The organism is Streptomyces sp. NPDC047706 (assembly GCF_043204795.1).
Classification (GTDB): Bacteria; Actinomycetota; Actinomycetes; order Streptomycetales; family Streptomycetaceae; genus Streptomyces.
The window spans coordinates 23,454-50,134 of sequence record NZ_JBIDCW010000012.1 but is presented as its reverse complement, the minus strand read 5'-3'; the positions used below and the strand labels follow the sequence as shown (position 1 = coordinate 50,134).

24 protein-coding genes, 2 pseudogenes and 1 riboswitch are annotated in these 26,681 nt (G+C 71.5%); of the genes and pseudogenes, 13 read left to right on the top strand and 13 right to left on the bottom strand.

The genetic code is table 11. The features are described 5' to 3' along the window. The first annotated feature begins 75 nt into the window (after window positions 1-75). Window positions 76-1,047: a DUF4157 domain-containing protein gene (locus ACGF8A_RS16455; protein ID WP_393108611.1), complete on the top strand. Its 972-nt coding sequence runs from the start codon at window positions 76-78 to the stop codon at window positions 1,045-1,047. Between the two features lie 236 nt (window positions 1,048-1,283). Continuing rightward, complete coding sequence (locus ACGF8A_RS16450) at window positions 1,284-1,853, top strand: hypothetical protein (protein WP_393108609.1); 570 nt, start codon at window positions 1,284-1,286, stop codon at window positions 1,851-1,853. 59 nt (window positions 1,854-1,912) lie between these two features. Here the strand turns inward: ACGF8A_RS16450 and ACGF8A_RS16445 are convergent. The 5 genes and pseudogenes from ACGF8A_RS16445 to thrC all read right to left on the bottom strand — a co-directional run. After that, window positions 1,913-2,050 (bottom strand): annotated as a pseudogene (locus tag ACGF8A_RS16445) (12-oxophytodienoate reductase); the annotation flags it as partial. Between the two features lie 459 nt (window positions 2,051-2,509). Further along, a complete protein-coding gene (groL, locus tag ACGF8A_RS16440; protein ID WP_393108607.1) occupies window positions 2,510-4,132 on the bottom strand; it encodes a chaperonin GroEL in 1,623 nt (540 codons plus the stop codon). A gap of 382 nt (window positions 4,133-4,514) precedes the next feature. Next, window positions 4,515-4,718 carry a cold-shock protein gene (locus tag ACGF8A_RS16435; RefSeq protein ID WP_004986573.1) on the bottom strand — a complete coding sequence of 68 codons (204 nt, stop codon included), beginning with the start codon at window positions 4,716-4,718 and terminating at the stop codon, window positions 4,515-4,517. A gap of 452 nt (window positions 4,719-5,170) precedes the next feature. Beyond that, complete coding sequence (locus ACGF8A_RS16430; RefSeq protein WP_393108605.1) at window positions 5,171-5,446, bottom strand: ubiquitin-like small modifier protein 1; 276 nt, start codon at window positions 5,444-5,446, stop codon at window positions 5,171-5,173. A 119-nt stretch (window positions 5,447-5,565) separates the two neighbouring features. Then, entirely contained in the window at window positions 5,566-6,855 is a 1,290-nt protein-coding gene (gene thrC, locus ACGF8A_RS16425; protein WP_393108603.1) for a threonine synthase, read from the bottom strand. 18 nt (window positions 6,856-6,873) lie between these two features. Then, a riboswitch (SAM riboswitch) is annotated at window positions 6,874-7,029 on the bottom strand. Between the two features lie 150 nt (window positions 7,030-7,179). Between thrC and ACGF8A_RS16420 the strand changes: the two genes are divergently transcribed. After that, on the top strand, window positions 7,180-8,124 hold the full coding sequence (locus tag ACGF8A_RS16420) for a glucosyl-3-phosphoglycerate synthase (protein ID WP_393108601.1): 945 nt from the start codon (window positions 7,180-7,182) through the stop codon (window positions 8,122-8,124). Between the two features lie 93 nt (window positions 8,125-8,217). After that, complete coding sequence (locus ACGF8A_RS16415; protein ID WP_393108599.1) at window positions 8,218-9,618, top strand: trehalose-6-phosphate synthase; 1,401 nt, start codon at window positions 8,218-8,220, stop codon at window positions 9,616-9,618. Here the strand turns inward: ACGF8A_RS16415 and otsB are convergent. The 3 genes from otsB to ACGF8A_RS16400 all read right to left on the bottom strand — a co-directional run bounded on the left by otsB (window position 9,603) and on the right by ACGF8A_RS16400 (window position 12,083). Further along, window positions 9,603-10,463 carry a trehalose-phosphatase gene (otsB, locus tag ACGF8A_RS16410; RefSeq protein ID WP_393108597.1) on the bottom strand — a complete coding sequence of 287 codons (861 nt, stop codon included), beginning with the start codon at window positions 10,461-10,463 and terminating at the stop codon, window positions 9,603-9,605. The genes ACGF8A_RS16415 and otsB overlap by 16 nt on opposite strands. A gap of 52 nt (window positions 10,464-10,515) precedes the next feature. After that, window positions 10,516-10,749, bottom strand: coding sequence for a DUF3263 domain-containing protein (locus ACGF8A_RS16405; RefSeq protein ID WP_393108595.1), 234 nt, complete (start codon window positions 10,747-10,749; stop codon window positions 10,516-10,518). Window positions 10,750-10,844: 95 nt separating this feature from the next. Beyond that, on the bottom strand, window positions 10,845-12,083 hold the full coding sequence (locus tag ACGF8A_RS16400) for an extracellular solute-binding protein (RefSeq protein WP_393108593.1): 1,239 nt from the start codon (window positions 12,081-12,083) through the stop codon (window positions 10,845-10,847). 148 nt (window positions 12,084-12,231) lie between these two features. Here ACGF8A_RS16400 and ACGF8A_RS16395 point away from each other — a divergent pair, with 148 nt between their 5' ends. The 3 genes from ACGF8A_RS16395 (at window position 12,232) to ACGF8A_RS16385 (ending at window position 15,433) form a co-directional block, all read left to right on the top strand. Continuing rightward, entirely contained in the window at window positions 12,232-13,176 is a 945-nt protein-coding gene (locus ACGF8A_RS16395; protein ID WP_393108591.1) for an ROK family protein, read from the top strand. Next, complete coding sequence (nagA, locus tag ACGF8A_RS16390; protein WP_393108589.1) at window positions 13,176-14,387, top strand: N-acetylglucosamine-6-phosphate deacetylase; 1,212 nt, start codon at window positions 13,176-13,178, stop codon at window positions 14,385-14,387. The genes ACGF8A_RS16395 and nagA overlap by 1 nt, the downstream gene beginning before the upstream one ends. Before the next feature lie 116 nt (window positions 14,388-14,503). Further along, on the top strand, window positions 14,504-15,433 hold the full coding sequence (locus tag ACGF8A_RS16385; protein WP_393108587.1) for a 1-phosphofructokinase family hexose kinase: 930 nt from the start codon (window positions 14,504-14,506) through the stop codon (window positions 15,431-15,433). 83 nt (window positions 15,434-15,516) lie between these two features. Here ACGF8A_RS16385 and ACGF8A_RS16380 read toward each other — a convergent pair whose 3' ends face one another. Both ACGF8A_RS16380 and cdgB read right to left on the bottom strand, forming a co-directional pair. Then, window positions 15,517-16,452, bottom strand: a complete 936-nt coding sequence (locus ACGF8A_RS16380; RefSeq protein WP_393108585.1) for a carbohydrate-binding protein — start codon at window positions 16,450-16,452, stop codon at window positions 15,517-15,519. Between the two features lie 121 nt (window positions 16,453-16,573). After that, window positions 16,574-18,238 (bottom strand): diguanylate cyclase CdgB, encoded by a 1,665-nt coding sequence (cdgB, locus tag ACGF8A_RS16375; protein ID WP_393108583.1) that lies wholly within the window; start codon window positions 18,236-18,238, stop codon window positions 16,574-16,576. A 340-nt stretch (window positions 18,239-18,578) separates the two neighbouring features. Here cdgB and ACGF8A_RS16370 point away from each other — a divergent pair, with 340 nt between their 5' ends. Beyond that, on the top strand, window positions 18,579-19,181 hold the full coding sequence (locus ACGF8A_RS16370) for a flavin reductase family protein (protein WP_393108581.1): 603 nt from the start codon (window positions 18,579-18,581) through the stop codon (window positions 19,179-19,181). Between the two features lie 128 nt (window positions 19,182-19,309). On the opposite strand, the gene arfB is transcribed toward ACGF8A_RS16370, so the two are convergent. Then, window positions 19,310-19,750, bottom strand: coding sequence for an alternative ribosome rescue aminoacyl-tRNA hydrolase ArfB (arfB, locus tag ACGF8A_RS16365; RefSeq protein WP_393108579.1), 441 nt, complete (start codon window positions 19,748-19,750; stop codon window positions 19,310-19,312). Window positions 19,751-19,924: 174 nt separating this feature from the next. Here arfB and ACGF8A_RS16360 point away from each other — a divergent pair, with 174 nt between their 5' ends. After that, on the top strand, window positions 19,925-20,500 hold the full coding sequence (locus ACGF8A_RS16360; RefSeq protein ID WP_393108577.1) for a TerD family protein: 576 nt from the start codon (window positions 19,925-19,927) through the stop codon (window positions 20,498-20,500). Window positions 20,501-20,648: 148 nt separating this feature from the next. On the opposite strand, the gene ACGF8A_RS16355 is transcribed toward ACGF8A_RS16360, so the two are convergent. Continuing rightward, complete coding sequence (locus ACGF8A_RS16355; RefSeq protein WP_393108575.1) at window positions 20,649-22,058, bottom strand: M1 family metallopeptidase; 1,410 nt, start codon at window positions 22,056-22,058, stop codon at window positions 20,649-20,651. Window positions 22,059-22,096: 38 nt separating this feature from the next. On the opposite strand from ACGF8A_RS16355, the gene ACGF8A_RS16350 reads away from it, so the two are divergent. Then, complete coding sequence (locus ACGF8A_RS16350) at window positions 22,097-22,597, top strand: hypothetical protein (RefSeq protein ID WP_393108573.1); 501 nt, start codon at window positions 22,097-22,099, stop codon at window positions 22,595-22,597. A gap of 81 nt (window positions 22,598-22,678) precedes the next feature. Here the strand turns inward: ACGF8A_RS16350 and ACGF8A_RS16345 are convergent, their stop codons facing one another. Next, window positions 22,679-23,353 carry a pentapeptide repeat-containing protein gene (locus ACGF8A_RS16345; protein ID WP_393108571.1) on the bottom strand — a complete coding sequence of 225 codons (675 nt, stop codon included), beginning with the start codon at window positions 23,351-23,353 and terminating at the stop codon, window positions 22,679-22,681. A 168-nt stretch (window positions 23,354-23,521) separates the two neighbouring features. Here ACGF8A_RS16345 and ACGF8A_RS16340 point away from each other — a divergent pair. The 3 genes and pseudogenes from ACGF8A_RS16340 to ACGF8A_RS16330 all read left to right on the top strand — a co-directional run. Continuing rightward, a pseudogene (locus ACGF8A_RS16340) lies at window positions 23,522-23,734 on the top strand (FAD-dependent oxidoreductase); the annotation flags it as partial. 309 nt (window positions 23,735-24,043) lie between these two features. After that, the gene (locus ACGF8A_RS16335; RefSeq protein ID WP_393108569.1) at window positions 24,044-25,015 is read left to right on the top strand and encodes a zinc-binding dehydrogenase; all 972 of its coding nucleotides are present in this window, start codon (window positions 24,044-24,046) and stop codon (window positions 25,013-25,015) included. 64 nt (window positions 25,016-25,079) lie between these two features. Continuing rightward, window positions 25,080-26,585, top strand: coding sequence for an MFS transporter (locus tag ACGF8A_RS16330; RefSeq protein WP_393108567.1), 1,506 nt, complete (start codon window positions 25,080-25,082; stop codon window positions 26,583-26,585). Window positions 26,586-26,681: the final 96 nt, after the last annotated feature.

The following is a 26,681-nucleotide window of genomic DNA, read 5'->3' as shown; positions in this document are numbered from 1 at the left end:
GGTACGTGATCCTCTGCCCCTCCGCTGCCTCGTGCCGGATGATCCGAGGTTGACCGACGACGGAGGGACAGCGAGATGCGCGCGAACGAGCAGCGGCGAACGGCCGGTCAGGAGATCTCCGACGCGCAGTCCGCCACTCGCCGGATTCCCTCGGCCGCGGGCACGGGCCGTGCGGACGCGGACACCGCGGCCGCACTGCAACGCAGCATCGGCAACGCCGCGTTCGCGCGGATGATGAGCGAGCGGCATCGGCACGATGCCGGGTGCGGACACGAGGAGGCGCTGCAGCGCACCGCCGTCGACGAGGTGGGATCCGTGGTGCGCTCCGCGGGCAGCCGGCTGGCGCCCGTGTTGCGGCGCGAGATGGAGGACCGCTTCGAGGGCGAGGACTTCTCGGACGTCACCGTGCACACCGGCGGCGCGGCCCGGCGTTCGGCCGAGGCGGTCGGGGCCGAGGCGTACACCACCGGCACCAACCACATCGTGTTCCGCCGTGGCGTCGACAAGAAGACGCTCGCGCACGAACTGGAACACGGCATCACCCCCGACGGTGACCTCTACACGCTCACCGACGTGGACACCGAGGATTTCCGGACCGATTTCCTCGCGGCGGTCAAGACGACGAAGCACGCTTCCGGCTACTCGGGGACGGGTGGCGGAGCCAGCGACTGGGCGGCGAGCGCGGTGACCGCCGCGCACAAGCAGATGCGGATCGATCATCCGCACTGGGGCGACAACACCACCCTCCATCACAAGATCGCCCGTAGCGAACTGGACGCGATCCTGGCGTCGGCCGACGGGGACGGGGCGCGGGCGAGGCCGCTCTTCGACTTCCTGGACGAAGTACGGGCGGTTCTCGACTCGACCGCCGGAAACAGGAAGGCACTGCACAACATGCCCGCCAACCTGGAGATGGGGCCGTCCAGCGACACCCGGACGGGGGACCCGGGCTCCGGTACCGACTACAACTTCACGCCCCAGGGCGCGATGACGCCACGGTCGAACGAGCTCGAGGAGGCCGGAAGCTGGCGACCCAGCCGTCCGTGAACTGGCAGGCCGTCGCGGACAGGCTCCGGGAAGCGCAGCGTCTTCACGTGGAACGGCACCAGGGCGCCATACTGTCCCCGCCCGACCCCGCCCGCTGGGAGAGGGTGGGCGCGAAATGGAAGAAGGCCTCCGACTGACGTAGGGGGCGCCGTGCGTCCGCGGGCTCGTGTTCGGTCACCATTGCCTCGTACCGTCGCAGGCCCGCGCCGGTCAGGAAGGACCACAGGCGACCGCTCATGAATCACGCTCAGCTCACCGCCCTCGGGCGCGCTCTCCGGCTGCTCGGGGAGCATGGCGAGGCCCTCACCGGGGACACCCCCGACGCACGGCTGCACGAGGTCAGGACCGATCTGCGGCGGGCTCTGGACCTGCTGGAGGAGAGCGTCACCACCGCCGCGCCCAGCACCCGCTGTGCCGAGCATCCGGCGGGTCCCGTCGACGAGAGCGCGCCCGACCGGTGCCTGCTGTGCGAGACCCGGCGCCGCGCCGCGCGGCGTGCCGAGTTCAACGGGCCCGCGGCGCCCGCGGCGCACATCGGTTCCGGGCCGTCCCGGTACGGCGTGCGCGGTGACCGGCCGCAGCCCCAGCAGCGGTGGCTGCCGGAGCTGTGGAACGGGCAGGAGTGGCAGTTGTGCGGCACCCCGCGCCGGGACCGCCGGGAGGCCGAGCTGTATCTGGCGGCCCAGCGGCGGGGTTCGCGGCCCGCGACGGCGTACCGGCTCGTGCACGAGTTCACCGACTACGAGGTGCTCCGGGTGTGGGGCACACCGGTGCGCGCCGACATCGAGCCGACGGGCAACCCGTGACCGGCGGCGGTCACCGGGGTCGCCCCAGGCACCGCCTCGCACAGCACGCTCAGGTCAGCTCAGCTCAGCGACGCCAGCGACGCCGCGTCCCACGGCGTGAGCTCGTCGAAGCGGCCCGCGAGCACCTTCGCCGCCCACCGCCGATCCTGCAGCAGCGCCCGCCCCACGGCGACCAGGTCGAACTCGTCACGCGACAACCACCCCGCGGCGCGCGCCATTCCGGCCCACGCGACCAGACGTCGTCTGATCAGAGCCACTCCCGCCCGACCCGCAGCCCGTGGAGGATGCCAGGCATCACGAAGCCCTCCCTGATCTCCCGGGACGCGCCGGAGCGATCCTCGGGCGTGGCCGACGGCCGCGGACGGCTCACCGGCCGGCCGGGCGGGCGGCGGTCGCGGCGCTGAGGCGGGCCGGGTTCGGCCACGGCCCGCGGCGTCACCGGCACGCCCTGCGCGGCGGGTGGGCGGGCGGTGCGGCTGCCGTTGCGCTGCCTGGGCGTACCTGGGCGCCGACCCGGCCGCGGGCCCGAACCACACCGGTCAGCCCGCCGTCGCCTCGCACCACGCCCCGGGGTGTGAAACGCCCGAGGGCGGCACCCCCTGTCTCCAGGGAGTGCCGCCCTCGGTACTTGCGGACGGGTCCGATCCTCGCAGGGATCAGAAGTCCATGTCACCGCCCGGCATGCCGCCGCCGGCCGGGGCCGCGGCCTTCTCCGGCTTGTCGGCGATGACGGCCTCGGTGGTGAGGAAGAGCGCGGCGATGGAGGCGGCGTTCTGCAGGGCAGAGCGGGTCACCTTCGCCGGGTCGATGATGCCCTCGGCGATCATGTCGACGTACTCGCCGGTCGCGGCGTTCAGACCGTGGCCGACCGTCAGGTTGCGCACCTTCTCGACGACGACGCCACCCTCGAGACCACCGTTGACGGCGATCTGCTTCAGCGGGGCCTCCAGCGCGAGCTTCACGGCGTTGGCGCCGGTCGCCTCGTCACCGTCGAGCTCCAGCTTCTCGAACACCTGGGAGGCCTGGAGCAGGGCCACGCCACCACCGGCGACGATGCCCTCCTCGACGGCCGCCTTCGCGTTGCGGACGGCGTCCTCGATGCGGTGCTTGCGCTCCTTGAGCTCGACCTCGGTGGCGGCACCGGCCTTGATGACGGCCACGCCGCCGGCCAGCTTCGCCAGGCGCTCCTGGAGCTTCTCGCGGTCGTAGTCCGAGTCGCTGTTCTCGATCTCGGCACGGATCTGGTTGACGCGGCCCGCGACCTGGTCGGCGGAGCCGGCACCGTCGACGATGGTGGTCTCGTCCTTGGTGATGACGACCTTGCGGGCGCGGCCCAGGAGGTCCAGGGTCGCGTTCTCCAGCTTGAGGCCGACCTCCTCGGAGATGACCTCGCCGCCCGTGAGGATGGCGATGTCGCCGAGCATGGCCTTGCGGCGGTCACCGAAGCCCGGGGCCTTGACGGCGACGGACTTGAAGGTGCCACGGATCTTGTTGACGACCAGGGTCGACAGGGCCTCGCCCTCGACGTCCTCGGCGATGATCAGCAGCGGCTTGCCCGACTGCATGACCTTCTCCAGGAGCGGGAGCAGGTCCTTGACGTTGGAGATCTTGGAGTTGGCGATGAGGATGTAGGGGTCCTCGAGCGACGCCTCCATGCGCTCCATGTCCGTGGCGAAGTACGCCGAGATGTAGCCCTTGTCGAAGCGCATACCCTCGGTGAGCTCCAGCTCCAGACCGAAGGTCTGGGACTCCTCGACGGTGATGACGCCTTCCTTGCCGACCTTGTCCATGGCCTCGGCGATGAGCTCGCCGATCTGGGTGTCGGCGGCGGAGATGGAGGCCGTGGAGGCGATCTGCTCCTTGGTCTCGACCTCCTTGGCCTGGTCGAGCAGCGCGCCGGAGACGGCCTCGACGGCCTTCTCGATACCGCGCTTGAGGGCCATCGGGTTGGCACCGGCGGCCACGTTGCGCAGGCCCTCACGGACGAGCGCCTGGGCGAGGACGGTGGCGGTGGTCGTACCGTCGCCGGCGACGTCGTCCGTCTTCTTGGCGACTTCCTTGACCAGCTCGGCGCCGATCTTCTCGTACGGGTCCTCGAGCTCGATCTCCTTGGCGATGGAGACACCATCGTTGGTGATCGTGGGGGCGCCCCACTTCTTCTCGAGGACGACGTTGCGGCCCTTGGGGCCGAGCGTCACCTTCACGGCGTCCGCGAGCTGGTTCATGCCGCGCTCGAGGCCGCGCCGCGCCTCCTCGTCGAACGCGATGATCTTGGCCATGTGAAGTGGTCCCTCCAGGACTGGGGGTGATTCCTTCGGACCGCGCCCGCGCCCGCGACGGACGGCTCGCCTGCCTCGTGGTTCCTTGCCCCACCCGGCCTGCGGCCTCACCGACCCGGTCCTTCTTTGTCACTCTCACCTTCAGAGTGCTAACGCAATGATTAGCACTCGCCCCTGCCGAGTGCAAGCGCCTCCCCCGGATCCGGGCGGGGGCTCCGCCACCCGCGAACACCGGACGCGGCGCGGGGCGCCCCCGGACGGGCAAGCCGGGCAGGCGCCACGGCGGGCACCGGGCGGGCACGGGGCGCATGCCGAAGGGCCCGCCCCTCCGGAGAGGTACGGGCCCTGTCGGACAGAAACGTCACATTCGGTGGTCGCGCGCTTAAGCGGTGACGCGAACCATGTCGGCCTGCGGGCCCTTCTGGCCCTGCGAGATCTCGAACTCGACCCGCTGGCCCTCTTCGAGGGTCCGGTAGCCGTCCATCTGGATCGCGCTGTAGTGGACGAAGACGTCCGCACCACCGTCGACCGCGATGAAGCCGTACCCCTTCTCCGCGTTGAACCACTTGACGGTGCCCTGAGCCATGCCTAACTCCCCTATTACTGGCCCTTGCACAGATCCACACTTCGCGGATCCGGGTCAGACCTCGCCCCCTGTTCACCGGGGGCGTGCGCCGGAACGCGTCGACCGCGGCTGAATGTATCTGTCCAACTGCCGTCTGCAACAGGTCAATCGGACGAGAAATCTGGGCGCAGGCGGTCGGCAATTTAGGGATAATCTGCCCGAATTCTGGGCAAGTCGGGCTCCACAAAAGGAGCGAAAGGCGCAAAAGAGCCACACACTTTGGCTACTTCTCATCGCACCGGAGCCGGAACTCATATGCGTCCGGCATGTCGCGTCGCGACGCGTTCCCCAACTCTACCGCGCTCAACCACACTGAATTGCCCCCTCCGCTTCTCTCACGGAGGGGGCAATTCGATGAACATTGAGTAACCGGGGTTACTCACGGTAATGCGCGGGCGGTTCCGGCGGCCGGTTCAGCCTCCGGCGACCGCCGGAATGATGGACACGCCGGCGCCGTCCGGGGTCGCCGTCTCCAGCCCCTGCTCGAAGCGGACGTCGTCGTCGTTGACGTAGACGTTGACGAACCGGCGCAGCTTGCCCTGGTCGTCCAGGACCCGGGCGGCGATGCCGGTGTGGTTCTTCTCCAGGTCGTCGATCACCTCGGCGAGGGTCGCCCCGTCGGCGGTGACTTCGGCCTGGCCGCCGGTGTAGGTGCGCAGGATGGTCGGGATACGGACAGTGACGCTCACGTTGGACCTCCGGTCAGGGTGACGCCCCAGGGGGCGCGAGGCTGTGCTGAATGTGCGGCTGCCGCCGGTGGGCGCGACCGGCCCCCACCGGCGGCCCGCAGGCGACGTACAAAGCTCTCTTACGCGAGACCGGCCTCGCGGAACGAGTCGAGGCTGGGCCGGATCGTCGCCGTGAGTCCCGTACCCGCCACCGCGTCCAGAGTCTTCAGACCGTCACCGGTGTTGAGCACGACGGTGGTGAGCGACGGGTCCAGCGCCCCGTTCCCGACCAGCTTGCGCGTGACCCCGACGGTCACCCCGCCCGCGGTCTCCGCGAAGATCCCCTCGGTCCGCGCGAGCAGCTTGATCGCGTCCACGACCTGAGCGTCCGTCACGTCCTCCACCGCACCGCCGGTACGCCGCGCGATGTCCAGCACGTACGGCCCGTCGGCCGGGTTGCCGATGGCCAGCGACTTGGCGATGGTGTTCGGCTTCTGCGGCCGTACGACGTCGTGCCCCGCCTTGAACGCGGTCGACACCGGCGAGCAGCCCTCGGCCTGCGCCCCGAAGATCTTGTACGGCCCGTCCTCGACGAGACCGAGCTTGATCAGCTCCTGCAGCCCCTTGTCGATCTTCGTCAGCTGGGAGCCGGACGCGATCGGCACCACGATCTGGTCGGGCAGGCGCCAGCCGAGCTGCTCGCAGATCTCGTACGCCAGGGTCTTGGACCCCTCCGCGTAGTACGGCCGCAGGTTGACGTTGACGAAGCCCCAGCCCTCGCCCGCCGGATCGCCGATCAGCTCGGAGCAGAAGCGGTTCACGTCGTCGTAGTTGCCCTCGATGCCGACGAGTTCGCCGCCGTAGACCGCGGCCATGACGACCTTGCCCTGCTCCAGGTCGTGCGGGATGAACACGCAGGAGCGGAAGCCGGCCCGGGCGGCGGCGGCGCCGACGGCACCGGCGAGGTTGCCGGTGGAGGAGCAGGACAGGGTGGTGAAGCCGAAGGCCCGCGCGGCCTCCAGGGCCTGGGCGACCACCCGGTCCTTGAAGGAGTGGGTCGGGTTGCCGGAGTCGTCCTTGACGAACAGCCTGCCGGGCTCGACGCCGATTTCACGGGCCAGGCGGTCGGCCTGGACCAGCTGGGTCCAGCCGGGGTTCAGGTTCGGCTTGCCGGCCACGTCGGCGGGGACCGGCAGCAGCGGCGCGTAACGCCAGATGCTCGACGGGCCCGCCTCGACGCGCTTGCGGAGCTCCTCCGCGTCGTACGCGGAGAAGTCGTAGGCGATCTCCAGCGGGCCGAAACACTCCTCGCACGCGAAGACCGGGCCGAGCGGGACGCGGTGGCCGCATTCGCGGCAGGACAGCGCCGCGGCGGGACCGAGGTCGACGGTGGGATTGCTGGTGCTGCTTGCGACAGTCTGCACAGCCATGTGAGGCGAGGCCCTTTCTCCTCATCTTCCTCACGACGCATCTCGCCGTGAGACGGAATTGGCACCTTCCCTAGCCGTGAGCCTCGCGGAACGATCGAGAACGATCTACGAGAACCGACTGGAGGGTTGCCGGGGCTTCAGCGGGCCGTTTCCCTCTGCCCCTCTGGATGAGCTGTATGTGGTTGTCGTGCCGTGGTGCGCGCCGACGACCCCCGACATGCGACGGTCACCAGCGTTGTTCAAGACTGTAACCGAAGGCCAGGACGGTTGAGATAGTCGTCCGAACCGCGAGATGGATCACGAAACGCAGAGGAGCACCGGACCGTGCTGGAGGAAGTCGAGCGCTGGCTGACCACCCGCTCCTGGTCGCTGGCCGACCGCCCGCTCCACACGCTCCTTGCCGCGAAGCACAACACGGGCCAGACGATCAGTGTCGTGCTGCCCGCGCTGGACGAGGAGGAGACGGTCGGCGACATCGTCGCCGCGATCCGGCACGACCTCGTGGAGCGGGTTCCGCTGGTCGACGAGATCGTGGTGGTCGACTCCGGATCCACCGACCGCACCTCCGAGGTGGCCGCCGCGGCGGGCGCCCGGGTGGAACACCGCGACGGGATACTCACGCGCGTGGCGCCCGTCCCCGGCAAGGGCGAGGTGCTGTGGCGCTCGCTGCTCGTCACCCGCGGCGACATCGTCTGCTTCATCGACGCCGACCTGAGGGAGTTCTCCTCGGACTTCGTCACGGGCATCGTCGGACCGCTCCTGACCGACCCGGACATCGCCCTCGTCAAGGGGATGTACGACCGGCCCCTGGGCGACGCGGCCGGGCAGGGCGGCCGGGTGACCGAGCTGGTGGCACGCCCGCTGCTGAACCTGCACTGGCCGCAGCTGGCCGGCTTCGTGCAGCCGCTCGGCGGTGAGTACGCGGCCCGGCGCTCGCTGCTGGAGCAGCTGCCGTTCCCGGTCGGGTACGGCGTGGAGCTGGGCATGCTGGTGGACTCCCTGCATCTGGTCGGGCTGGACGCCCTCGCCCAGGTGGACGTCGGCGTGCGCAAGCACCGTCACCAGGACGGGCAGGCGCTCGGCCGGATGGCGGCGGCGATCTACCGCACGGCCCAGCTCCGGCTGGCCCGCGGCCACCTCGTCCGCCCGTGCCTCACCCAGTTCGAACGGGTGGAGGACGGGTTCGAGCCGCGGACGTACTCGCTGGACACGGAGGAACGCCCGCCGATGGTGGAGATCGCGGAGTACGCGGCCCGGAAAGTGGCCTGAGCGCTGGGTACGCCAGCGTACGGCTGTATACGGCCGCCTTTCGGTCTCGAACCGTACGTTTGAGCGGATCAGGAGAGGGCTAGGTTGAGGCGTATGGCTTCGACGTACGGTCCTGCGCAGGTACTGGTGGCCTCCAACCGGGGCCCGGTCTCGTACGAGGTGCGTGACGACGGCTCGCTGCACGCCAGGCGTGGTGGCGGCGGACTCGTCTCCGGCCTCTCCTCGATCGGCCCCGACGCCGGCGCGCTGTGGGTGTGCTCCGCCCTCGGCGACGGCGACCGCGAGGCGGTGCGGCGCGGCGTGGGCGAGTCCGGTGTGCGGATGCTGGACATCGCGGCCGGCGTGCACGCCGACGCGTACAACGGCATCGCCAACTCCGTGCTGTGGTTCGTGCACCACATGCTGTACCAGACGCCGCTGGAGCCGGTCTTCGACGCGGAGTTCCGGCGGCAGTGGGCGGCGTACGAGGCGTACAACCGTTCGTTCGCCGAGGCGCTGGCCCAGGAGGCGGCGCGGGGCGCGGCGGTGCTGGTGCAGGACTACCACCTGACCCTGGTGCCGGGGATGCTGCGCGAACTGCGTCCGGACCTGCGGATCGCCCACTTCTCGCACACGCCGTGGGCGCCGCCGGAGTACTTCCGGATGCTGCCGGACGACATCGCGGGACAGGTGCTGCGGGGGATGCTCGGCGCGGACCGGCTCGGGTTCCTCACCCGGCGGTGGGCGGACGCCTTCACGGCCTGCTGCGAGACGTTCGCCGGAGGACTCGGCGACACACGGGTCGGCGTGCACGGGCTCGGGGCCGACGCCGGCTTCCTGCGCGGGCGCGCCCACGAGGCCGACGTCGAGGAGCGGATGGCCGCGCTGCGGGCGGAGATCGGCGAGGGCCGCAGGACGATCGTCCGCGTCGACCGGACCGAGCTGTCCAAGAACATCGTGCGCGGACTGCTGGCCTACCGGCAGCTGCTCGACGACCGCCCCGAGTGGCGCGAACGGGTGGTTCACGTCGCCTTCGCCTACCCCTCGCGGCAGGACCTCGCCGTGTACCGCCACTACACGGCCGAGGTGCGGCGGGTGGCCGAGGAGATCAACGAGCGGTACGGGACGCCGGGCTGGACGCCGGTCGTGCTGCACGTGAAGGACGACTTCGCCCGCTCGCTCGCCGCCTACCGGCTCGCGGACGTGGCCCTGGTCAACCCGATCCGCGACGGCATGAACCTGGTCGCCAAGGAGGTGCCGGTGGTGTCCGACGAGGGCTGCGCGCTGGTGCTGTCCCGGGAGGCGGGGGCGTACGAGGAGCTGCGCGAGGACGCGCTCGGGGTGAACCCGTACGACATCACCGGCACGGCCGGGGCGCTGCACGAGGCGCTGACCATGCGGGCCGGGGAACGCGCCGAGCGGACGAAGCGGCTGGCGGCCGCCGCCACCGCCCTCCCCCCGGCCCAGTGGTTCCTCGACCAGCTGACCGCCCTGCGCGCTCAGCCCCGAAGCTGAGCCGCGAGGCCCGCGAGCAGTTTGACGACGCCCTCCGGGCCGGCGACCACCAGGTCGGCACGCTCCCGCAGCTCCGTCACCTCGTCGCTGCCGCTGCACACCAGCAGCCCCGGCGTGCCCTCCGCGCGGAGGGTGCCGACCGCGGCGTACGCGGGGAGGTCGCCGAGGTCGTCGCCCGCGTAGAGGACGGACTCGGCGCCCAGTTCCCGGAGGAAGTCGAGGAGGGCCACGCCCTTGTCCATGCCGGGTGGGCGCAGTTCCAGGACCATGCGGCCGGGCTCGACGATCAGTCCGTGCCGGGCGGCGAGGTCCGTCAGGGGTTCGCGCAGGGCCTCGAACGCGGCCTGCGGGTCGCCGGCGCGGCGGGTGTGGACGGCGATCGCGCGGCTCTTGTCCTCGATCCACGTGCCCGGCCCGCCGCCTTCGCGGCCGAGCAGACCCGGCAGCTCGGCACGGACGGCGGCGACGCCGGGGTGCGGGGCCGGTGCGCTGACCTCGCCGCTGACCGCGTCCCAGCGTTCGGCGCCGTAGTGGCCGAGGACGACGAGGTGCTCCAGACCGGCGACGCGCGCGAACCCGCCGTGGCGTACGGCGACGTCGGCCGGGCGCCCGGTGATCACCGCGACGGCGGCCACCTCCGGGGCGAGGGCGGCGAGCGCCGGTACGGCGTCCGGGTGGGCGCGGGCCTGCTCGGGGTCGGGCACGATCGGGGCGAGCGTCCCGTCGAAGTCGAGCGCGATCACCGCCTTGCCGGGCCTCGCGAGGATCGCGTCGAGCCCGGCCCGCCCGGCGGAGGTGGCGGGCGTGGGGAGAGTCTTGCCGGTTTCGGTCTCGTGGCTGCCCATACGGCGACCCTATCGATCCTGACGCCGGTCCGGCGGCCCCGCCGGACCGGCGCTACCGCTCCGCCCGTCGCCGCTTTCGTATCCGCCGCAGGCGGTTGACCGTCACCGGGTCGTGCGCCAGTGCCCGCGGGTCGTCGAGCAGGGCGTTGAGCAGCTGGTAGTAGCGGACCGGGGCCAGGCCCAGCTCCTCGCGTATCGCGCGCTCCTTGGCGCCGGGGCCGGAGAAGCCACGGCGCTCCAGGGCGAGGACGTCCTGTTCCCGTCGGGCGAGCTGCTGCTGGTCCATGCTCCGCACGGTAGCCGCCCCCACCGACATCGGGCCCGGCCCCGGCCGGTCCGGCCCTGGGGCTGTCGTTCGGATCACGCCGCCGACGACGGGTCCTAGCCGGCCGTCGAGCTCTCCGCCGTCGTGGCCGTCGACTGGAGCCGGCCCAGGATCGCCGCGGGGCTGCCGCCCGGTGCCACGGCGGAGCCGATCCGCTTCTTGACCTCCGCGCTGACCGACGCCCACGACGTCTTGCCCACGGGATAGATCTCGGCGAGGGCGAGTTCGTCGAGGAAGGGCTTGAGGTCCCGGTCCTGCGGCGCCCCGCTCATCGCGTCGGAGGCGGAGTTGGTGACCGGCAGCAGGTCGTACTCTCGGGAGAAGTCGAGGACGTTCTGCTCGGTGTACACGAAGTCGAGGAACTCGCCGACCTGCTCCTTGTGGCCGTTCTGCTTGAAGGCGAGCATCCAGTCGGCGACCCCCATGGTGGCCTTGGACTCGCCGTTCACGCCGGGCATCGGCACCATGCCGTACTCCACGCCCTGCTTCTCGGCCATCTTCATCAGGGACGGATGCCCGTTCAGCATGCCGACCTCGCCCTTGGCGAAGGCGGCGAAGGCGTCGGCCCGGTCCAGCTTGCCGGGGGCGACCGGCCCGGTGAGCCCCTCGCCGACCAGCTCGTCGCGCAGCCAGGTGAAGGTCGCGACGTTCTCCGGGGAGTCGATGGTGTACCTGCCGACCGCGTCGTCGTAGCCGCCGCCCCCGCTGAGCAGCCACTGCATGGTCTCGGCCTGCGCCTCCTCCGAGCCGAGCGGCAGGGCGTACGGGTACTTCACGCCGTCCGCCTCCAGCGCCTCGGCGGCGTCGGCCAGCTCCGCCCAGGTGGCCGGCGCGGAGAGACCGGCCTCGTCGAAGAGCTCCTTGTTGTAGAAGAGCAGCCGGGTGGATGCGGCGAACGGCATGCCGTACTGCACCCCGTTGACCTGTCCCGCCCTCGCGAGCGCCGAGGAGAACCCGGCCTGGACGGGTATGGAGAGCAGGTCGTCCGCGGTGTAGAGCAGATCGTCGGCCGCGTAGTCGGCGTACGCCCCGATCTGCGCCATGTCGGGCGCCTTCCCGGCGTCGACCATCTCCTTGACCTCACGGTCGACGTCGCTCCAGGAGTACACGCTGACCTCGACCTGGACGCCGGGATGGTCGGCCTCGTAGGCGTCGGCCAGCTTCGCCCAGTACTTCTTGGAGCTGTTCGCCGCGCTGTCGCCGTAGTCCGCGGCCACCAGTCTGAGCGTGACGTCGTCGGAACCTCCGGTGAGGCCGCAGCCGCCCAGGACCGCCGTCATGCCCAGTGCGGACATCACCGCGATCATTCCTTTACTGCGCCGCCGCTGCACGCTGTGGCCCACCCTGTCCATACGTCGTTCATGTCGTCCGGATTACGGATTAAGGTCTACACCACGCAAGTGGACTAGACCTCTTCCGGGTGTACGGGCCACACTGTCCCCCGTGAGACACGTCATCGCCCTCGATGTGGGCGGCACCGCGATGAAGGCCGCCCTGGTCGGGGCGGACGGCGCCCTGCTGCACCAGGCACGCCGCGCGACCGGCCGCGAACACGGACCCCAGGCGGTCGTCGACGGCATCCTCGACTTCGCCGCCGAGCTGCGCGCCCACGGCGACCGGCACCTCGGCGCCCCCGCGTCCGCCGCCGGAGTCGCCGTCCCCGGCATCGTCGACGCACAGCGGGGCATCGCCGCCTACGCGGCCAACCTCGGCTGGCGTGACGTGCCCCTGCGCGCGCTGCTCACCGAGCGGCTCGGCGGCCTCCCGGTCGCCCTCGGCCACGACGTGCGCACCGGCGGACTCGCGGAGGGCCGGATCGGCGCGGGCCGGGGAGCCGACCGCTTCCTGTTCGTCGCGCTGGGCACCGGGATAGCGGGCGCGATCAGCATCGACGGCCGGGTGGAGTCGGGCGCGCACGGCTTCGCGGGCGAGATCGGCCATGTCGTCGTACGTCCCGGCGGGACGCCCTGCCCGTGCGGCCAGCGCGGCTGCCTGGAACGGTTCGCGTCCGCGTCGGCGGTCAGCGAGGCGTGGGCCACGGCGACCGGCGACGCCCAGGCGGACGCGGCGGACTGCGCGAAGGCGGTCGAGTCCGGCGACGCCCGCGCCGTGGAGGTCTGGCAGCAGGCCGTCGACGCCCTGGCCGACGGCCTGGTCACCGCCCTCACCCTGCTGGACCCGCGCACCCTCGTCATCGGTGGCGGGCTCGCGGAGGCGGGGGAAACCTTGTTCACACCACTGCGCGACGCGGTCCAGCAGCGCGTCACCTTCCAGAAGCTGCCGACGATCCTCCCCGCGGCCCTCGGGGACACGGCCGGCTGCCTCGGTGCCGGACTCCTGGCCTGGGATCTCATCGACCGAACCGACCGCAAGGAGGCAACGCCCTGATGGCAACCCCCACAGGGGCGCGGGGAACTGCGCGACCAGCCACCACGCACCCGCGGCCCGCGACGGCCGGAGCACCCCTGGTGCTGACCGGCGCCCACGTGGTCCTCCCCACCGGAACCGTCGAGAACGGCCGCGTGGCCGTAGAGGGCACCCGTGTGGCCGCCACCTCCGCACCCGGCGTCCAGGGGGTCGACCTCACCGGCCACTGGATCGTCCCCGGCTTCGTGGACATCCACAACCACGGAGGCGGCGGGGCCTCCTTCACCTCCGGCACCGTCGACGAGGTCCTCAAGGGCATCCGCACCCACCGCCTGCACGGCACGACGACGCTGGTCGCCTCCACGGTCACCGGCGACATGGACTTCCTCACCCACCGCGCCGGACTGCTGTCCGAGCTGGCCGAGCAGGGGGAGATCGCCGGCATCCACTTCGAGGGCCCGTTCATCTCCCCGTGCCGCAAGGGCGCCCACTCGGAGGAACTGCTGCGCGACCCGCAGCCGGCGGACGTGCGCAAGCTGATCGACGCGGCCCGCGGCCAGGCCAGGATGCTGACGCTGGCCACCGAACTGCCGGGCGGCCTCGACTCGGTACGGCTGCTGGTGGAGCACGGCGTGATCGCGGCGGTCGGCCACACGGACGCGAGCTACGAGCAGACGGTCGAGGCGATCGACGCGGGCGCGACGGTCGCCACGCACCTCTTCAACGCGATGCCCGCGCTCGGCCACCGCGCCCCCGGCCCGATCGCCGCCCTCCTCCAGGACGAGCGCGTCACCGTCGAGCTGATCAACGACGGTACGCATCTGCACCCGGCCGCCCTGGAGCTGGCGTTCCGTCACGCGGGCGCCGAGCGGGTCACGTTCATCACGGACGCCATGGACGCGGCCGGTTTCGGCGACGGCCGTTACATGCTCGGCCCGCTCGAGGTCGAGGTCAGCGAGGGCGTGGCCCGGCTGGTGGAGGGCGGCTCGATCGCCGGCTCCACGCTCACCCTGGACCGCGCGTTCAAGCGGGCGGTGACCGTCGACCGCATTCCGGTCGAGGACGTCGTCAAGGCCCTGTCCGCCAACCCGGCACGGCTGCTCGGCATGGACGACCGGATCGGTTCCCTGGAGCCCGGCAAGGACGCCGACCTGGTGGTCCTGGACGCGGACTTCGACCTCAAGGGCGTGATGCGCCGGGGAGAATGGGTGGTCGGTCCCCAACTGGACTGAATGTTCCGCCAGTAGCCGGACGGCGGGCGACCCGGGGGCTGGGCGGCCCGCCGTCTCTTTGGCATGATCGACCCTCCGGAAAGCGAGAAACGCATCCTCGGGGGAGGTCGGCACGGGTGATCCTCACGGTCACGCTGAACACCGCTCTCGACATCACCTACCGCGTACGGTCCCTGCGGCCCCACGCCACCCACCGCGTCTCCGAGGTGAGCGAACGCCCCGGCGGCAAGGGCGTCAACGTGGCCCGGGTGCTGGCGGCCCTCGGGCACGAGGTGACGGTCACCGGGTTCGCCGGCGGCGGTACCGGACGGATGGTCCAGGACCGGCTCGCCGCCACGCCCGGCGTGGTCGACGCGCTGGTGCCGATCGGCGGCGCGACCCGGCGCACGATAGCCGTGGTCGACGAGCGCACCGGCGACACGACCCAGCTCAACGAACCCGGCCCGGTCATCGCACCGCCCGAGTGGTCCGCCTTCCAGGATGCCTACGAGGAGTTGCTCGCGCCGGCCTCGGCGGTCGCCCTGTGCGGCAGCCTGCCGCCGGGGGTACCGGTGGGCGCGTACACGGGCCTGATACGCGCCGCCCGCGCGGCCGGCGTACCGGTGCTGCTGGACACCAGCGGCGAGCCGCTGCGCCGCGGGGTCGCCGCCCGGCCCGACGTCGTCAAACCCAACAGCGCCGAACTGGCCGAACTCACCGGCACGCACGAGCCGTTGCGCGCCGCGCACGCCGCCCGCCGGCGCGGCGCCCACGCGGTCGTCGCCTCGCTGGGCCCGGAGGGCCTGCTGGCGGCCACCCCGGAGGGCACCTGGCACGCCACCCCGCCCACCCGGATCCACGGCAACCCGACCGGAGCCGGGGACTCCGTCACGGCGGGCCTGCTGGCCGGACTGGTGGAACGCCTGCCGTGGCCCGAGCGCCTGACCCGCGCGGTCGCCCTGGCGACAGCCACGGTGCGGGCCCCGGTCGCAGGCGAGTTCGACCGGCGGGCCTACGAGGAACTGCTGGGGCGGGTCGCGGTGACAGGGCACGAGGCCGCAGCGTAAGCACCTACCGGGGGGCTACTGCCCGCACCTGGAGGGTGGCCGCACCTGGTCGCACGGGCGGCCACGCTCGCCGTGGCCGCCCGTCACTTCCACCCTGCGACGAGCCGCAACTGGTCGATGTTGGCATCGCACGAGTTGCCGGCCTCACACGAAAGCTTGATCGTGTTGGTCCCCTTGTTCAACTGGACGTTCCCCCACGTCTCGGTCCAGCCCTTTTCGTAGGCCCCCTCGGGAGCCTTCGCGAAGTTGGCCATGTTCAAGGGCCGGGTCTGGGCCGTGCCGTTGATCGTCAGGGTGGCGTTGGCGTCCTTGCCGGGCACGCCGTAGCCGACGAACAGGGTGTACTTGCCGGACTCGGGGATGCCGTTGACCGTCCAGGTGGCCGAGGCGCCGACGGCGTTGAAGCCGGTCACGTAGACACCACCGTCCGCCCTGGCGCCTTCGATGTCGGACGCGGTGGTGGCGCCGCCGCCGAGCTGAAGCGCCTTGGCGTCGATCGCCGGCAGGTCGGCCCCGCTGTCCGCGCTGCTCTCGCCCGACGGAGTCGGCTCGGCGCTCTGCTCGGCGGTCGGGGTGGGGGACGGCTGGTCGCCGGCCTTCTTGTCGTCGTCGCCGCCCAGCATGGCCACGCCGATGCCGATGACGACCGCGGCGACCACCGCGATCGCGCCGATCAGCAGGCCCTTGGTGTTGGGCCCGCGGCCGCGGCCGCCGCCGCCCGGGCCGTGGCCGGGCATCGGCGACTGGGTGGTCGGCGCGCCGCCGGGGAACGTCTCGGGTGCGGCGTAGTGCGCGTTCGGCCGGCCGTAGGTGCCCTGCTGCTGCGGCGGCACGTTCGGCTGGCCGTAGGCCTGCTGACCGTAGGGCCGCTCGCCGACCGTACGCACCCTGCTGACCGAGTTCGGGTAGCCGTAGCCGCCGGACGGGGGCTGGGCGCCGTTGGCCTGACCGTCGGCGTACAGGTAGCCGAACGGGTCGTCGTCCTCGGGCGTGCTCGCGCCGTTGTTGCCGGGCGTCATCCCTTGGTACTCCTCAACAGGTGCGGAACGGATGCGGTACGTGTGGTGAGAATGGCGAGCCTACCCGCTTCCGGTGGCCCAAACGGGTGACCCGGGTCGCATCACCCCGTCGACCTGCTGATCATCCCGCACGCCGGTGCTGTCTGGGACGAGATCGTTTCTCGACGTACATCCGCTCGTCCGCGGACTTGAGCACCTCGTCCGCCGTCATGCCGCAGTGCGCCCAGCCGATGCCGAAACTGGCCCCGACCCGGACGGCCCGGCCCTCGGCCCGGATCGGCTGGATGATCTCGTTGCGCAGCCGTACGGCGAGGTCCTGGGCGTCCGCCCGGCCGAGCCCGTCGGCGAGGATCACGAACTCGTCGCCGCCGAGCCGGGCGACCGTGTCGCCGTCCCGGACGCCGTTGCTCAGCCGCCGGGCGACCTCGATCAGCACGGCGTCGCCCGCGTTGTGACCGAACCGGTCGTTGATCGACTTGAAGCCGTCGAGGTCGCAGAAGAGCACCGCGAGCCCCTTGGTGCCGTCGTCGTGTTCACCCTCGGGGGCGACGGTGTGCACATGGTGGTCGTAGACGTCGTACGTGTCCTTGCCGGCCGGCACGAAGTCGAAGCCGTGCCCGCCGGCGTCGTGGACGGGACGGCCGAAGGCCGCGTCCTGCGACTCGAAGGCGCCGTGGTACCCCGTCTGCGGGCGCTGGCAGAGCCGGGCCGCGAGCCGGGAGCGCAGCTCGGCGGAGTTCGGCAGGCCGGTGAGGGAGTCGTGGGAGGCGCGGTGGGCGAGCTGGAGCTCGCGGCGCTTGCGCTCCTCGATGTCCTCGACGTGGGTGAGCAGGAAGCGGGGGCCGTCGGCGGCGTCGGCGACGACGGAGTTGCGCAGGCTGACCCAGACGTAGGTGCCGTCCCGGCGGCCGAGGCGCAGCTCGGCCCGGCCGCCCTCGGCGGAGGTGCGCAGGAGCGTGCCTATGTCCTCGGGGTGGACGAGGTCGGAGAAGGAGTAGCGGCGCATCGCGGAGGCCGGGCGGCCCAGGAGCCTGCACAGGGCGTCGTTGGTGCGCAGTATGCGGCCGTGCTGGTCACCGCCCATCTCGGCGATGGCCATGCCGGAGGGCGCGTACTCGAACGCCTGCCGGAAGCTCTCCTCGCTCGCCCGCAGGGCCTGCTGCTCGCGCTCCAGGCGGACCAGCGCGCGCTGCATATTCGCACGTAGACGCGCGTTGCTGATGGCGATGGCGGCCTGGAAGGCGTACATCTGGAGCGCCTCACGGCCCCATGCGCCGGGACGGCGGCCGTTGCGCGGCCGGTCCACGGACAGGACGCCGACCAGTTCGCCGGAGGCGGCGCCGCCCTGGGCGCCCGGCGCGTACATCGGCGCGAAGAGGCGGTCGGAGGGGTGCCACTCGTCCTCGAAGCGCGGCGCGGGCCCCTCGGTGTACCACTGCGGAACGTCGTCGTCGTCGAGGACCCAGCCCTCGGTGTGCGGTATGAAGACGAGGTCGCCCCACTGCTCGCCCATGTTCAGCCGGCGCTCCCAGGACTCCCGGGAGCCGACCCGGCCGGTGATCAGGGCCTCGGCGGCGGGGTTGCCGGAGAAGGCGGCGACGACGAGATCGCCGTCCGGGCGTACGAGGTTGACGCACGCCAGCTCGTAGCCGAGGGCGCTGACGACCCCGTTCGCGACCGTCTGCAAGGTGTCCGCCAGGCTGCGGGCCGTGTTCATGTCGGCCATGACCTGGTGCAGTTGTCGCAGGGACGCAAGGCGGACGTACGGCTCCGACTCGGTCTCCATGCTCGCCCTCCCCCCGAGTCCTCGCGGCGATTCAAGGGTTCGCTTCGGCGCCCTTTTCTGAGTGGTGCCCTTACAGCTTCCAGTACAGCTTCCCGCCACTGAATCACAGCGCGCTGCCCACTCGGTACACAGGGTCAACAATTAATGCCCCCTGTGACTCAAGTCACAGTAGAAGATGAACAATTGAGTGGAGTTTCTGCGTTTTTCACGTGCGTTTAACGAACGCAAGATTTGTGCGAGTGTCCATCGTGTGCCCATGACCGTCCGCCGCAGGTCCTAGGTCCACCTTCGGGCCGAGGTCCGATGCGGAGCGCGCACACCGGAGATTAGCGTTTCGGGTGTGCCGAACACACACGCAGCCGTTCCGCCCCTCACCGTTCCCGCCCAGCCGTCCGCGGCCTCGGCCGTTGGGCATGCTGTGGGGGTGACCGACGACGAGTTCCGTGCCGCGATGTCCCGGCTGGCCGCAGGGGTGGTCCTGGTGACCGCGCGCGAGCCGGCGCTCGACCCCGACGACCCGCGGGCGCCGGCCGGCGAGGACGTCGGCATGACGGCGACGGCCTTCATGTCCATCTCCCTCGACCCGCCCCTGGTCATGGTCAGCCTGCGCGAGGGCGCCCGCATGGACGACCTGCTCACCGAGCAGCCCGAGTGGGCGGTCTCCGTCCTCTCCGAGAGCCAACGGCACATCGCGGGCCGGTTCGCGATGAAGGGCCGCATCAGCGACCGTCTGCTGTTCGAGGACATCCCGTACGTGCGCGGCGACAGGACCGGGGCACCCCTGGTGGGCGGCGCGCTGGCCACGCTGGAGTGCAGGACGGAGCAGCGGGTGGCGGCCGGTGACCACACGCTGGTGATCGGGCGGGTGCTGACGGCCCGGGTGCCCAGTGCGGACGGCGGGCCGCTGCTGTACTTCAAGGGGCGCTACCGGCACCTGGGTTGAGCCGCCGAGGCCGAACGGCTCGGCGGCGGCTGATTTTTTGTTCAGTACATGCTGACCAATTGTTCAATAGCCGCCACTCGCCGTACGCCGCGACCGCCCGTCGTTTCGAACTCCACGCCAATTGGCGGTCAATGCCAGTCGCGGCCGGACCGCCCCCGCTTGGTGTCGGACCGCTGCTTCTTCTCACGGAGCCGGCGTTCGTTGATGCCGCGCGGGATACGGGTGGGCCTGCGCGGCCTGGGCGGGGGCGCGGTGGCCTCGGCGAGGAGCGCGGCCAGTCGCACGGCCGCCGCCTCACGGTTGCGCCACTGGGAGCGGTGCTCGGAGGAACGTACGGTGACGACCCCGTCGACCAGCCGGCCTGCCAGCCGCTCCAGCGCACGCCGCTTCCACACCTCGGGCAGGGCCTCGGTGGCCGCCAGGTCGAACCGCAGCTCGACGCTGGTGTCGCTGGTGTTGACATGCTGGCCACCGGGCCCGGAGGAGCGCGAGAAGCGCCACTGGAGCTCGGCCTCGGGGAGCGGGACGGAGCCACGGATGACGTGCGGACGACCGGACATGACTGACATGTTCCCGCCTGAACGGGGTGGGAGTCACCCGAATAACGCCACCGGACGCGGCAGCCGGGTAAAGAAAGTAAAGCGCGGGGAACCCATGGCACCACCTGCGGCGTTCATAGGGGTAGCTGTAGCTTCAGCAACGGCACCGCATAGCGCACGCTTCGAGGGAAGGAACTCCCGACCATGGCTGTAAGCCTGTCCAAGGGTGGCAACGTCTCGCTCACCAAGGAGGCTCCGGGCCTGACCGCCGTCACCGTGGGCCTCGGCTGGGACGTCCGCACCACCACCGGCACCGACTTCGACCTCGACGCCTCCGCGATCGCGGTCAACACGCAGGGCAAGGTCTTCTCGGACCAGCACTTCGTCTTCTTCAACAACAAGCAGACGCCGGACCAGACGATCGTCCACACCGGTGACAACCGCACGGGCGAGGGCGAGGGCGACGACGAGCAGATCAACGTCAACCTGGCCGGTCTCCCCGCCGACATCGACAAGATCGTCTTCCCGGTCTCGATCTACGACGCGGAGAACCGCACGCAGAACTTCGGCCAGGTCCGCAACGCCTACATCCGCATCATCAACCAGGCGGGCGGCACCGAGATCGCCCGCTACGACCTCTCGGAGGACGCCGCCACCGAGACCGCCATGGTCTTCGGCGAGCTCTACCGCAACGGCGCGGAGTGGAAGTTCCGCGCCGTGGGCCAGGGCTACGCCTCGGGCCTGGTCGGCATCGCCCAGGACTTCGGCGTGAACGTCTGAGCGACGCCCACCCCGGCAGCCTGAACACCGGGCCCCTCGACGCAGGCGTCGAGGGGCCCGTGGCATGCCCGTCCCGGGTGCCGCCCACCCCTCCCGGCAGAGCGCTCCGCCGGCGACGAGCGTCCATCGCGTCGAGCGCGCCCCGGCCTCACGGCCTGTCCGGCTTCCCCTCCCCGTACAGCCACTCCTCCCAGACGCCGCCGAAATCCTTCTGCGGCGCCTGCTCCTCGACGAACTCCGTGAAGTCCTGCGTGCTCGCGTTGCCGTGGCGGTGGGCCGTGGCCCAGTCGCGGAGCAGGGCACGGAAGGCGGTGTCGTCGGCGAGCGTCCGGCGGATCTTGTGCAGGACCATCGCGCCCCGGTCGTACACCGGGCTGCCGGAGATGTGCGCGGCGCCGGGCGGATTCGCGGGCGGGAAGGACCAGACGGCCTCGTTCTCCTCGGGTGTGGTGTAGCGGGTGCCGGCGTAGAGCTGGTCGAAGGTGCGCTGGGCGGTGTCACCGCCGTGGTCCTCCGCCCACAGCCACTCCGCGTACGTGGCGAAGCCCTCATTGAGCCACATGTCCCGCCAGGACTTGGGCGTGACGGAGTCGCCGTACCACTGATGGGCGAGCTCGTGGACAAGCAGCGGGACGTCGGGGGCGCCGGGGAAGACGGGACGGGTCTGGGTCTCCAGGGCGTAGGCGACGTCGCCGGGACGGTCGACGATCGCGCCGGTGGAGGTGAACGGGTACGGACCGAAGCGCTCCTGCGCCCAGGCGAGGACCTCGGGGAGCCGCGCCAGGACCTCGCGGCTGCCGGCGGCCTCGGCCGGGTCGACGGCGGTGTACACGGGCAGCCCGTCCGGGGTTTTCGTGCGGCTGATGTCGTAGCGGCCGACGGCGAGGGTGGTGAGGTAGCTCGCCATGGGCCGGCCCATGTGCCAGGTGGCGGTCGTACGGCCGCCGGTGGTGCGCTCGGACCTCAGTTCGCCGTTGGACACCGCCCGCAGGCCCTTCGGCACGGTCACCTCGATGTCGTACGCCGCCTTGTCCGAGGGGTGGTGGTTGCCGGGGTACCAGGCCGTCGAGCCGATCGGCTGGCCCAGCGCCAGCGCGCCGTCCTCCGTGGGCAGCCAGCCCTCCCGTGAGCTGTCCGGGTCGGTGATGGTGGCCGGGGTGCCGGAGTAGCGGACCGTCACGCGGAAGGTGCGGCCCTCGGTGAGGTCGTCCTGGGGGCGGACGGTCAGTTCCTGGCCCGCGCGGTTCCAGCGGGCGGTGGTGCCGTCGACCGTGACCTTCTCGACGCGCAGTCCCCTCAGGTCGAGGTTGAAGGCGGAGAGGTCCTGTGTCGCACGGGCGGTGATCGTCGTACGGCCGGTGAGGTGGCGGTTGCCGGGGGTGTAGTCGAGGGTCAGGTCGTAGTGGGTGACGTCGTAGCCGCCGTTGCCCGCCTTCGGGAAGTACGGATCGCGCAGGCCGGAGCTGCCGGGGGTGCCGCCCTCGAAGCCGCCGCTCGCACACGCGGTCAGTGCGAGGGCCAGCAGGGCGGCTGGGACGACCGGAACAAAACGGGACACGTCTTTGATCCTACGAAAGGCGTGACACCATCGCGTACGTGCTCGACATCGGCTACGCCCTCTCCAACCGCTTCCCGGACCCGCCCCAGACCGACTACCGCCGCGCGGACGTGCACGCCCTGCGCCACGACCTGTTCTGCGGTGACGTCTATCTCGCCGACACCAAGTCGGACCGGGAGCTTTCCACAGCCTGGGGATGGGTGCCGGTACTCGACTTCGCGTGGGCACTGTGCGACATCGTCGAGCAACTGGACCGCGATCCGGCGGGCTCTCGCGCCTCCCGCCCCCAGCACGCGGAGCTGGACTTCACCGAGTCCACCGACCGCCTGCTCTTCGAGCGCCGCTTCGGCTGGGTCGACGTCGAGGCCGACTGGCAGCCGGCCGAGGAGCCGCCCCTCACCTTCTCCCACACCGAACTGCGCCGCGAAGCACGGGACTTCCTGCACGATCTGGTCGCCGACCTGTGCGATCTGCACGAGGACCTGGAGGAGAACCCGGCGATCTGGTCGCTGCAGGCGAGGTTTCCGCGGGTGCCGTGACGCCGGGCGCCGCCTCCGCTGCACCCCTCGGCCACCCCGCCCGACACGGTCGCCGTACCGCTCGGACTTGCCGCCCCGCCCTCACCCCCCTTCCACCCTGATCCCCAACTCCCCCGCCAGCACCGGCGCCAGATCCAGCAGCTGGCTCGCGCTGATCACCGCTCCCGACAGCCTGTCGATCCCCCGCGTGATCTCCAGCGGCGCCGCTCCGCGCAGGTCCACGTCGGTCAGGGCGGCCGTGGTGAAATCCGCCCCCGTCAGAGCGCAGTCCACGAACTCGACGCGCTCCAGCGACGCGCCCCCGAAGTCCGGCTCCACCAGGACGCACCCCTCGAAGACCACGTCCTTCAGCCGCGCCCCCCGGAAGTTCAGGAAGTCGAGCTTGCCGCCCCGGATCAAAACGCGTTCCAGTACGCAACCGTGCAGTTGCGTGCCGCCCAGCCGGGCGTCGAGCAGTTCGACGTCGCGCAGGGTGGCCTCCGACATGTCCGTGCCGACGCCGCGCGGGGCGGTGAGCACCGAGTCCAGGAAGCGGGCCCGGTGCAGTCGCGTCTCGTCCAGCGCGCATCCCGTCAACGCGCAGTCCATGAAGCGGGCGCCCCCGCCGTCCTGCCCACCGAGCTCCACGCCCTGGAACTCCACCCCGTCGTAGTCCCCGTCCGGCTCCAGCCCACCCCCTCCGTACGCCTCCAGCTCCGGCAGCCTCAGCTCCGGTCGTCGTGCCGCCTTCACTCCGCCCGCCGCTCGCCTCACCATGCCCCCCATCCTGCACCCCGCCACTGACAATCGCCCTGACCTGCACAAACGCCCCGCTCCAAGAGTGGGAGGCCCCCCGATCGGCCGTCGATGTCACATCGGAGGCGACTCACGGAGTCGTACTTCCGGAAACACCAGAGGCGAACCCGAGCGAGGGAGACCGACCCCATGCCCCACCTCACCGTCATCGGCGGCGGTTTCGCGGGCCTCACCGCCGCCATCGCCGCCGCCGAAGCGGGCGCCGAGGTCACCGTCCACGAGGCGCACCACACCCTCGGCGGCCGGGCGCGCACCGCTGAGGGCCCCTACCGGACGAACGAGGGCCCGCACGCCCTCTACAGCGGCGGCCCCCTCTGGACCTGGTTCTCGCGTCGCGACCTGAACCGCCGTGTCCCTGGCACTCGGACAGCACGGCCCCCGGCCGCTTGACCTCAAGCGTGCTTGAGGTCGAAGAGTGTCAGTCACCGATCACCGGTCTTTGGTCATCGGTCTCAGGTCACCGATCACCGATCACCGATCACCGGCCACGCGTCACCGTCACCCGTCACCCGTCACCCGTCACCCGTCACCCGTCACCCGTCACCCGTCACCCGTCACCCTTCACCCGTCACCCGCCACCCGCCACCCGCCACCCGCCACCGTCACCGTCACCGTCACCGACCAACCGGCCACCAGCCGCAGGGGGACCCCATGCACGCCATCCGCCTCCACGCCTTCGGACCCGCCGAGAACCTCGTGGCCGAGGAGGTCGAGAACCCCGTACCGGCTCCCGGCCAGGTCCGTGTCGCCGTCGTGGCCGCCGGCGTGCACCTGCTCGACGCGGCGATCCGCGCGGGCCACGCCGGGCCCGGGCCCGCACCGGCCCTGCCCACCGTCCCCGGCCGCGAGGTCGCCGGAGTCGTCGAGTCGCTCGGTGAGGGCACCGACGCGGCCTGGCTGGGCAAGCGGGTCGTCGCGCACCTGGGCTTCGTCCCCGGCGGCTACGCCGAACTCGCCGTCACCGACGCCGACCGCCTGCACGAGATCCCGGCGGGCCTCGACTTCGCCGAGGCGGTCGCCATGATCGGCACAGGACGCACGGCGATGGGAATCGTGCAGTTCGCCGAGCCGGGGCCGGGCGACGTGGTCGTGATCCCGGCCGCCGCCGGGGGCCTCGGCACCCTCCTCGTGCAGTACGCCAGGAACGCGGGCGCCACCGTCATCGGCCTGGCCGGCGGCCCGGAGAAGACGCGTCGGGTCGCCGCGAACGGCGCCGGTCTCGCCGTCGACTACCGGGACCCCGCGTGGCCGGATCAGGTCCGGGCGTACGCCGGCAAGGTCACGATCGTCTACGACGGGGTCGGCGGCGACATCGCCCGTACGGCCGTCGGACTGCTCGCCCCCGGCGGCAGACACGTCGTCTTCGGCTGGTCCGCCGAGGGCATCCAGGGCGGCGGACCGCTCGTCGTCGACGGCGTCACGGTGCAGGTGCCCGGCCCGCCGATGCTGGAGAAGGCCGGCGGCCCGAGTCCCCTGCGCACCCTGGAGCTGCGGTCCCTCGCCGAAGCCGCCGCGGGCCGGCTGGCCCCCGCGGTGCACCGCTTCCCGCTCACCGAGGCCGCCGCCGCGCACCGGGCGCTGGAGAACCGCGCCACGACCGGCAAGGTGGTCCTGGAACCGTAAAGACCTGACCGGGTGGGGCGTGGCATCACGGGAGATACGCCCTGATTCATGGTCTTCTGTCCGAATGACCGCGCCTAGGACCGGAGACCCCAGGGCTTCCGCCGATGCCGACCCCCACCGCTGGTGGGGGCTGGTGGTGATCGCCCTCGCCCAGCTGATGGTCGTCCTCGACTCGACGATCGTGAACATCGCGCTGCCGTCGGCCCAGGACGAGCTCGGGATGTCCGACGGCAACCGCCAGTGGGTGATCACCGCGTACACCCTCGCCTTCGGCGGTCTGCTGCTGCTCGGCGGCCGGATCGCCGACCTGATCGGCCGCAGGCGCACGTTCGCCATCGGGCTGATCGGCTTCGCCGCCGCCTCCGCGCTGGGCGGCGCCGCCGTCACCCCGGGCATGCTGTTCGGCGCCCGCGCCCTTCAGGGCGCCTTCGCGGCCGTGCTCGCGCCGTCCGCGCTGAGCCTGCTCGCCACGACCTTCACCGACCCCAAGGAGCGCGGCAAGGCCTTCGGCATCTTCGGTGCTCTGGCAGGCAGCGGCTCCGCCATGGGCTTCATCGTGGGCGGGGTGCTCACCGAGTACCTCAACTGGCGCTGGTGCCTCTACGTCAACACCCCCATCGCACTGCTCGCGCTGCTCGGCGCCTTCACCGTCCTGCGCGACCGGCCCGGGCGGCCGGGCGCCCGCCTCGACGTGCCCGGCGTACTGCTCGGCTGCGGCGGACTGGTCGCGCTGGTCTACGGCTTCAGCGAGGCCGAGTCCCACGGCTGGGCCCACCTGTCCGTCCTCGGACTGCTCGCGGCGGGCGTCGCGCTGCTGGCGGCCTTCGTGTGGTGGCAGACCCGTGCGCCGCTGCCGCTGCTCCCGCTGCACATCGTCAGGGACCGCAACCGCGCGGGCTGCTATCTGACGATGATGCTGGCCATCATGGGGATGTTCGGCCTGTTCCTCTTCATGACCTACTACTTCCAGGTCGTCCTCGGCTACTCGCCGGCGTGGAGCGGCCTCGCCTTCGTGCCCATCACGGCCGCGACCGTCATCGGCTCCACCCAGATCGCCGGCCGCCTGCTGCAGCACGTGCCGCCCCGCACCATGATGGCCCCGGGCATGTTCCTGTCCGCGTCCGGCATGGTGCTGCTCACCCAGCTCACCGTGGACTCCTCCTACGTCGTCGACATCCTGCCCGGCCTGGTCCTGGTGGGCCTCGGCATGGGCCTGACCTACATGCCGGTGTTCGCCACGGTGACGGCGGGCGTGGCCCCGCAGGACTCGGGCGTCACCTCGGCGACCCTCAACACCTCGCAGCAGGTGGGCGGTTCCATCGGTACGGCCCTGCTGAACACCATCGCCAACACCAGCACCGCCGCCTTCCTCACCGCCCACCTCACCCGGTCCGCCGAGCCCGCGGAAGTGGCCCGTGAGGCCGTCGTCCACGGCTACACGGTCGCCCTGTGGTGCGCCGCCGGGCTGATGCTCATGGCGGGCCTGGTCACTGCCCTGATGGTGACGGCACGGGCCCCGAAGCACGGGGCGGCGGCGCCGAAGGCACCGGTTCCGGAGGCGGCAGGCTAGCCGCGGGCCACGGCCGCACACCGCCTCCCGGACCCGAAGTCCCAGGCCCCGAGGCCCAGGCCCCAGGGCCCCGAGCCCCGAGCCCCGAGGCAACCG

Coding starts and splice junctions, on each gene's coding strand:
- ACGF8A_RS16455 (WP_393108611.1), top strand. CDS start 76: ATGCGCGCGAACGAGCAGCGGCGAACGGCCGGTCAGGAGATCTCCGAC.
- ACGF8A_RS16450 (WP_393108609.1), top strand. CDS start 1,284: ATGAATCACGCTCAGCTCACCGCCCTCGGGCGCGCTCTCCGGCTGCTC.
- groL (WP_393108607.1), bottom strand. CDS start 4,132: ATGGCCAAGATCATCGCGTTCGACGAGGAGGCGCGGCGCGGCCTCGAG.
- ACGF8A_RS16435 (WP_004986573.1), bottom strand. CDS start 4,718: ATGGCTCAGGGCACCGTCAAGTGGTTCAACGCGGAGAAGGGGTACGGC.
- thrC (WP_393108603.1), bottom strand. CDS start 6,855: ATGGCTGTGCAGACTGTCGCAAGCAGCACCAGCAATCCCACCGTCGAC.
- ACGF8A_RS16415 (WP_393108599.1), top strand. CDS start 8,218: ATGGCTTCGACGTACGGTCCTGCGCAGGTACTGGTGGCCTCCAACCGG.
- otsB (WP_393108597.1), bottom strand. CDS start 10,463: ATGGGCAGCCACGAGACCGAAACCGGCAAGACTCTCCCCACGCCCGCC.
- ACGF8A_RS16405 (WP_393108595.1), bottom strand. CDS start 10,749: ATGGACCAGCAGCAGCTCGCCCGACGGGAACAGGACGTCCTCGCCCTG.
- ACGF8A_RS16400 (WP_393108593.1), bottom strand. CDS start 12,083: ATGTCCGCACTGGGCATGACGGCGGTCCTGGGCGGCTGCGGCCTCACC.
- nagA (WP_393108589.1), top strand. CDS start 13,176: ATGGCAACCCCCACAGGGGCGCGGGGAACTGCGCGACCAGCCACCACG.
- ACGF8A_RS16380 (WP_393108585.1), bottom strand. CDS start 16,452: ATGACGCCCGGCAACAACGGCGCGAGCACGCCCGAGGACGACGACCCG.
- cdgB (WP_393108583.1), bottom strand. CDS start 18,238: ATGGAGACCGAGTCGGAGCCGTACGTCCGCCTTGCGTCCCTGCGACAA.
- arfB (WP_393108579.1), bottom strand. CDS start 19,750: ATGTCAGTCATGTCCGGTCGTCCGCACGTCATCCGTGGCTCCGTCCCG.
- ACGF8A_RS16360 (WP_393108577.1), top strand. CDS start 19,925: ATGGCTGTAAGCCTGTCCAAGGGTGGCAACGTCTCGCTCACCAAGGAG.
- ACGF8A_RS16345 (WP_393108571.1), bottom strand. CDS start 23,353: ATGGTGAGGCGAGCGGCGGGCGGAGTGAAGGCGGCACGACGACCGGAG.
- ACGF8A_RS16335 (WP_393108569.1), top strand. CDS start 24,044: ATGCACGCCATCCGCCTCCACGCCTTCGGACCCGCCGAGAACCTCGTG.
- ACGF8A_RS16330 (WP_393108567.1), top strand. CDS start 25,080: ATGACCGCGCCTAGGACCGGAGACCCCAGGGCTTCCGCCGATGCCGAC.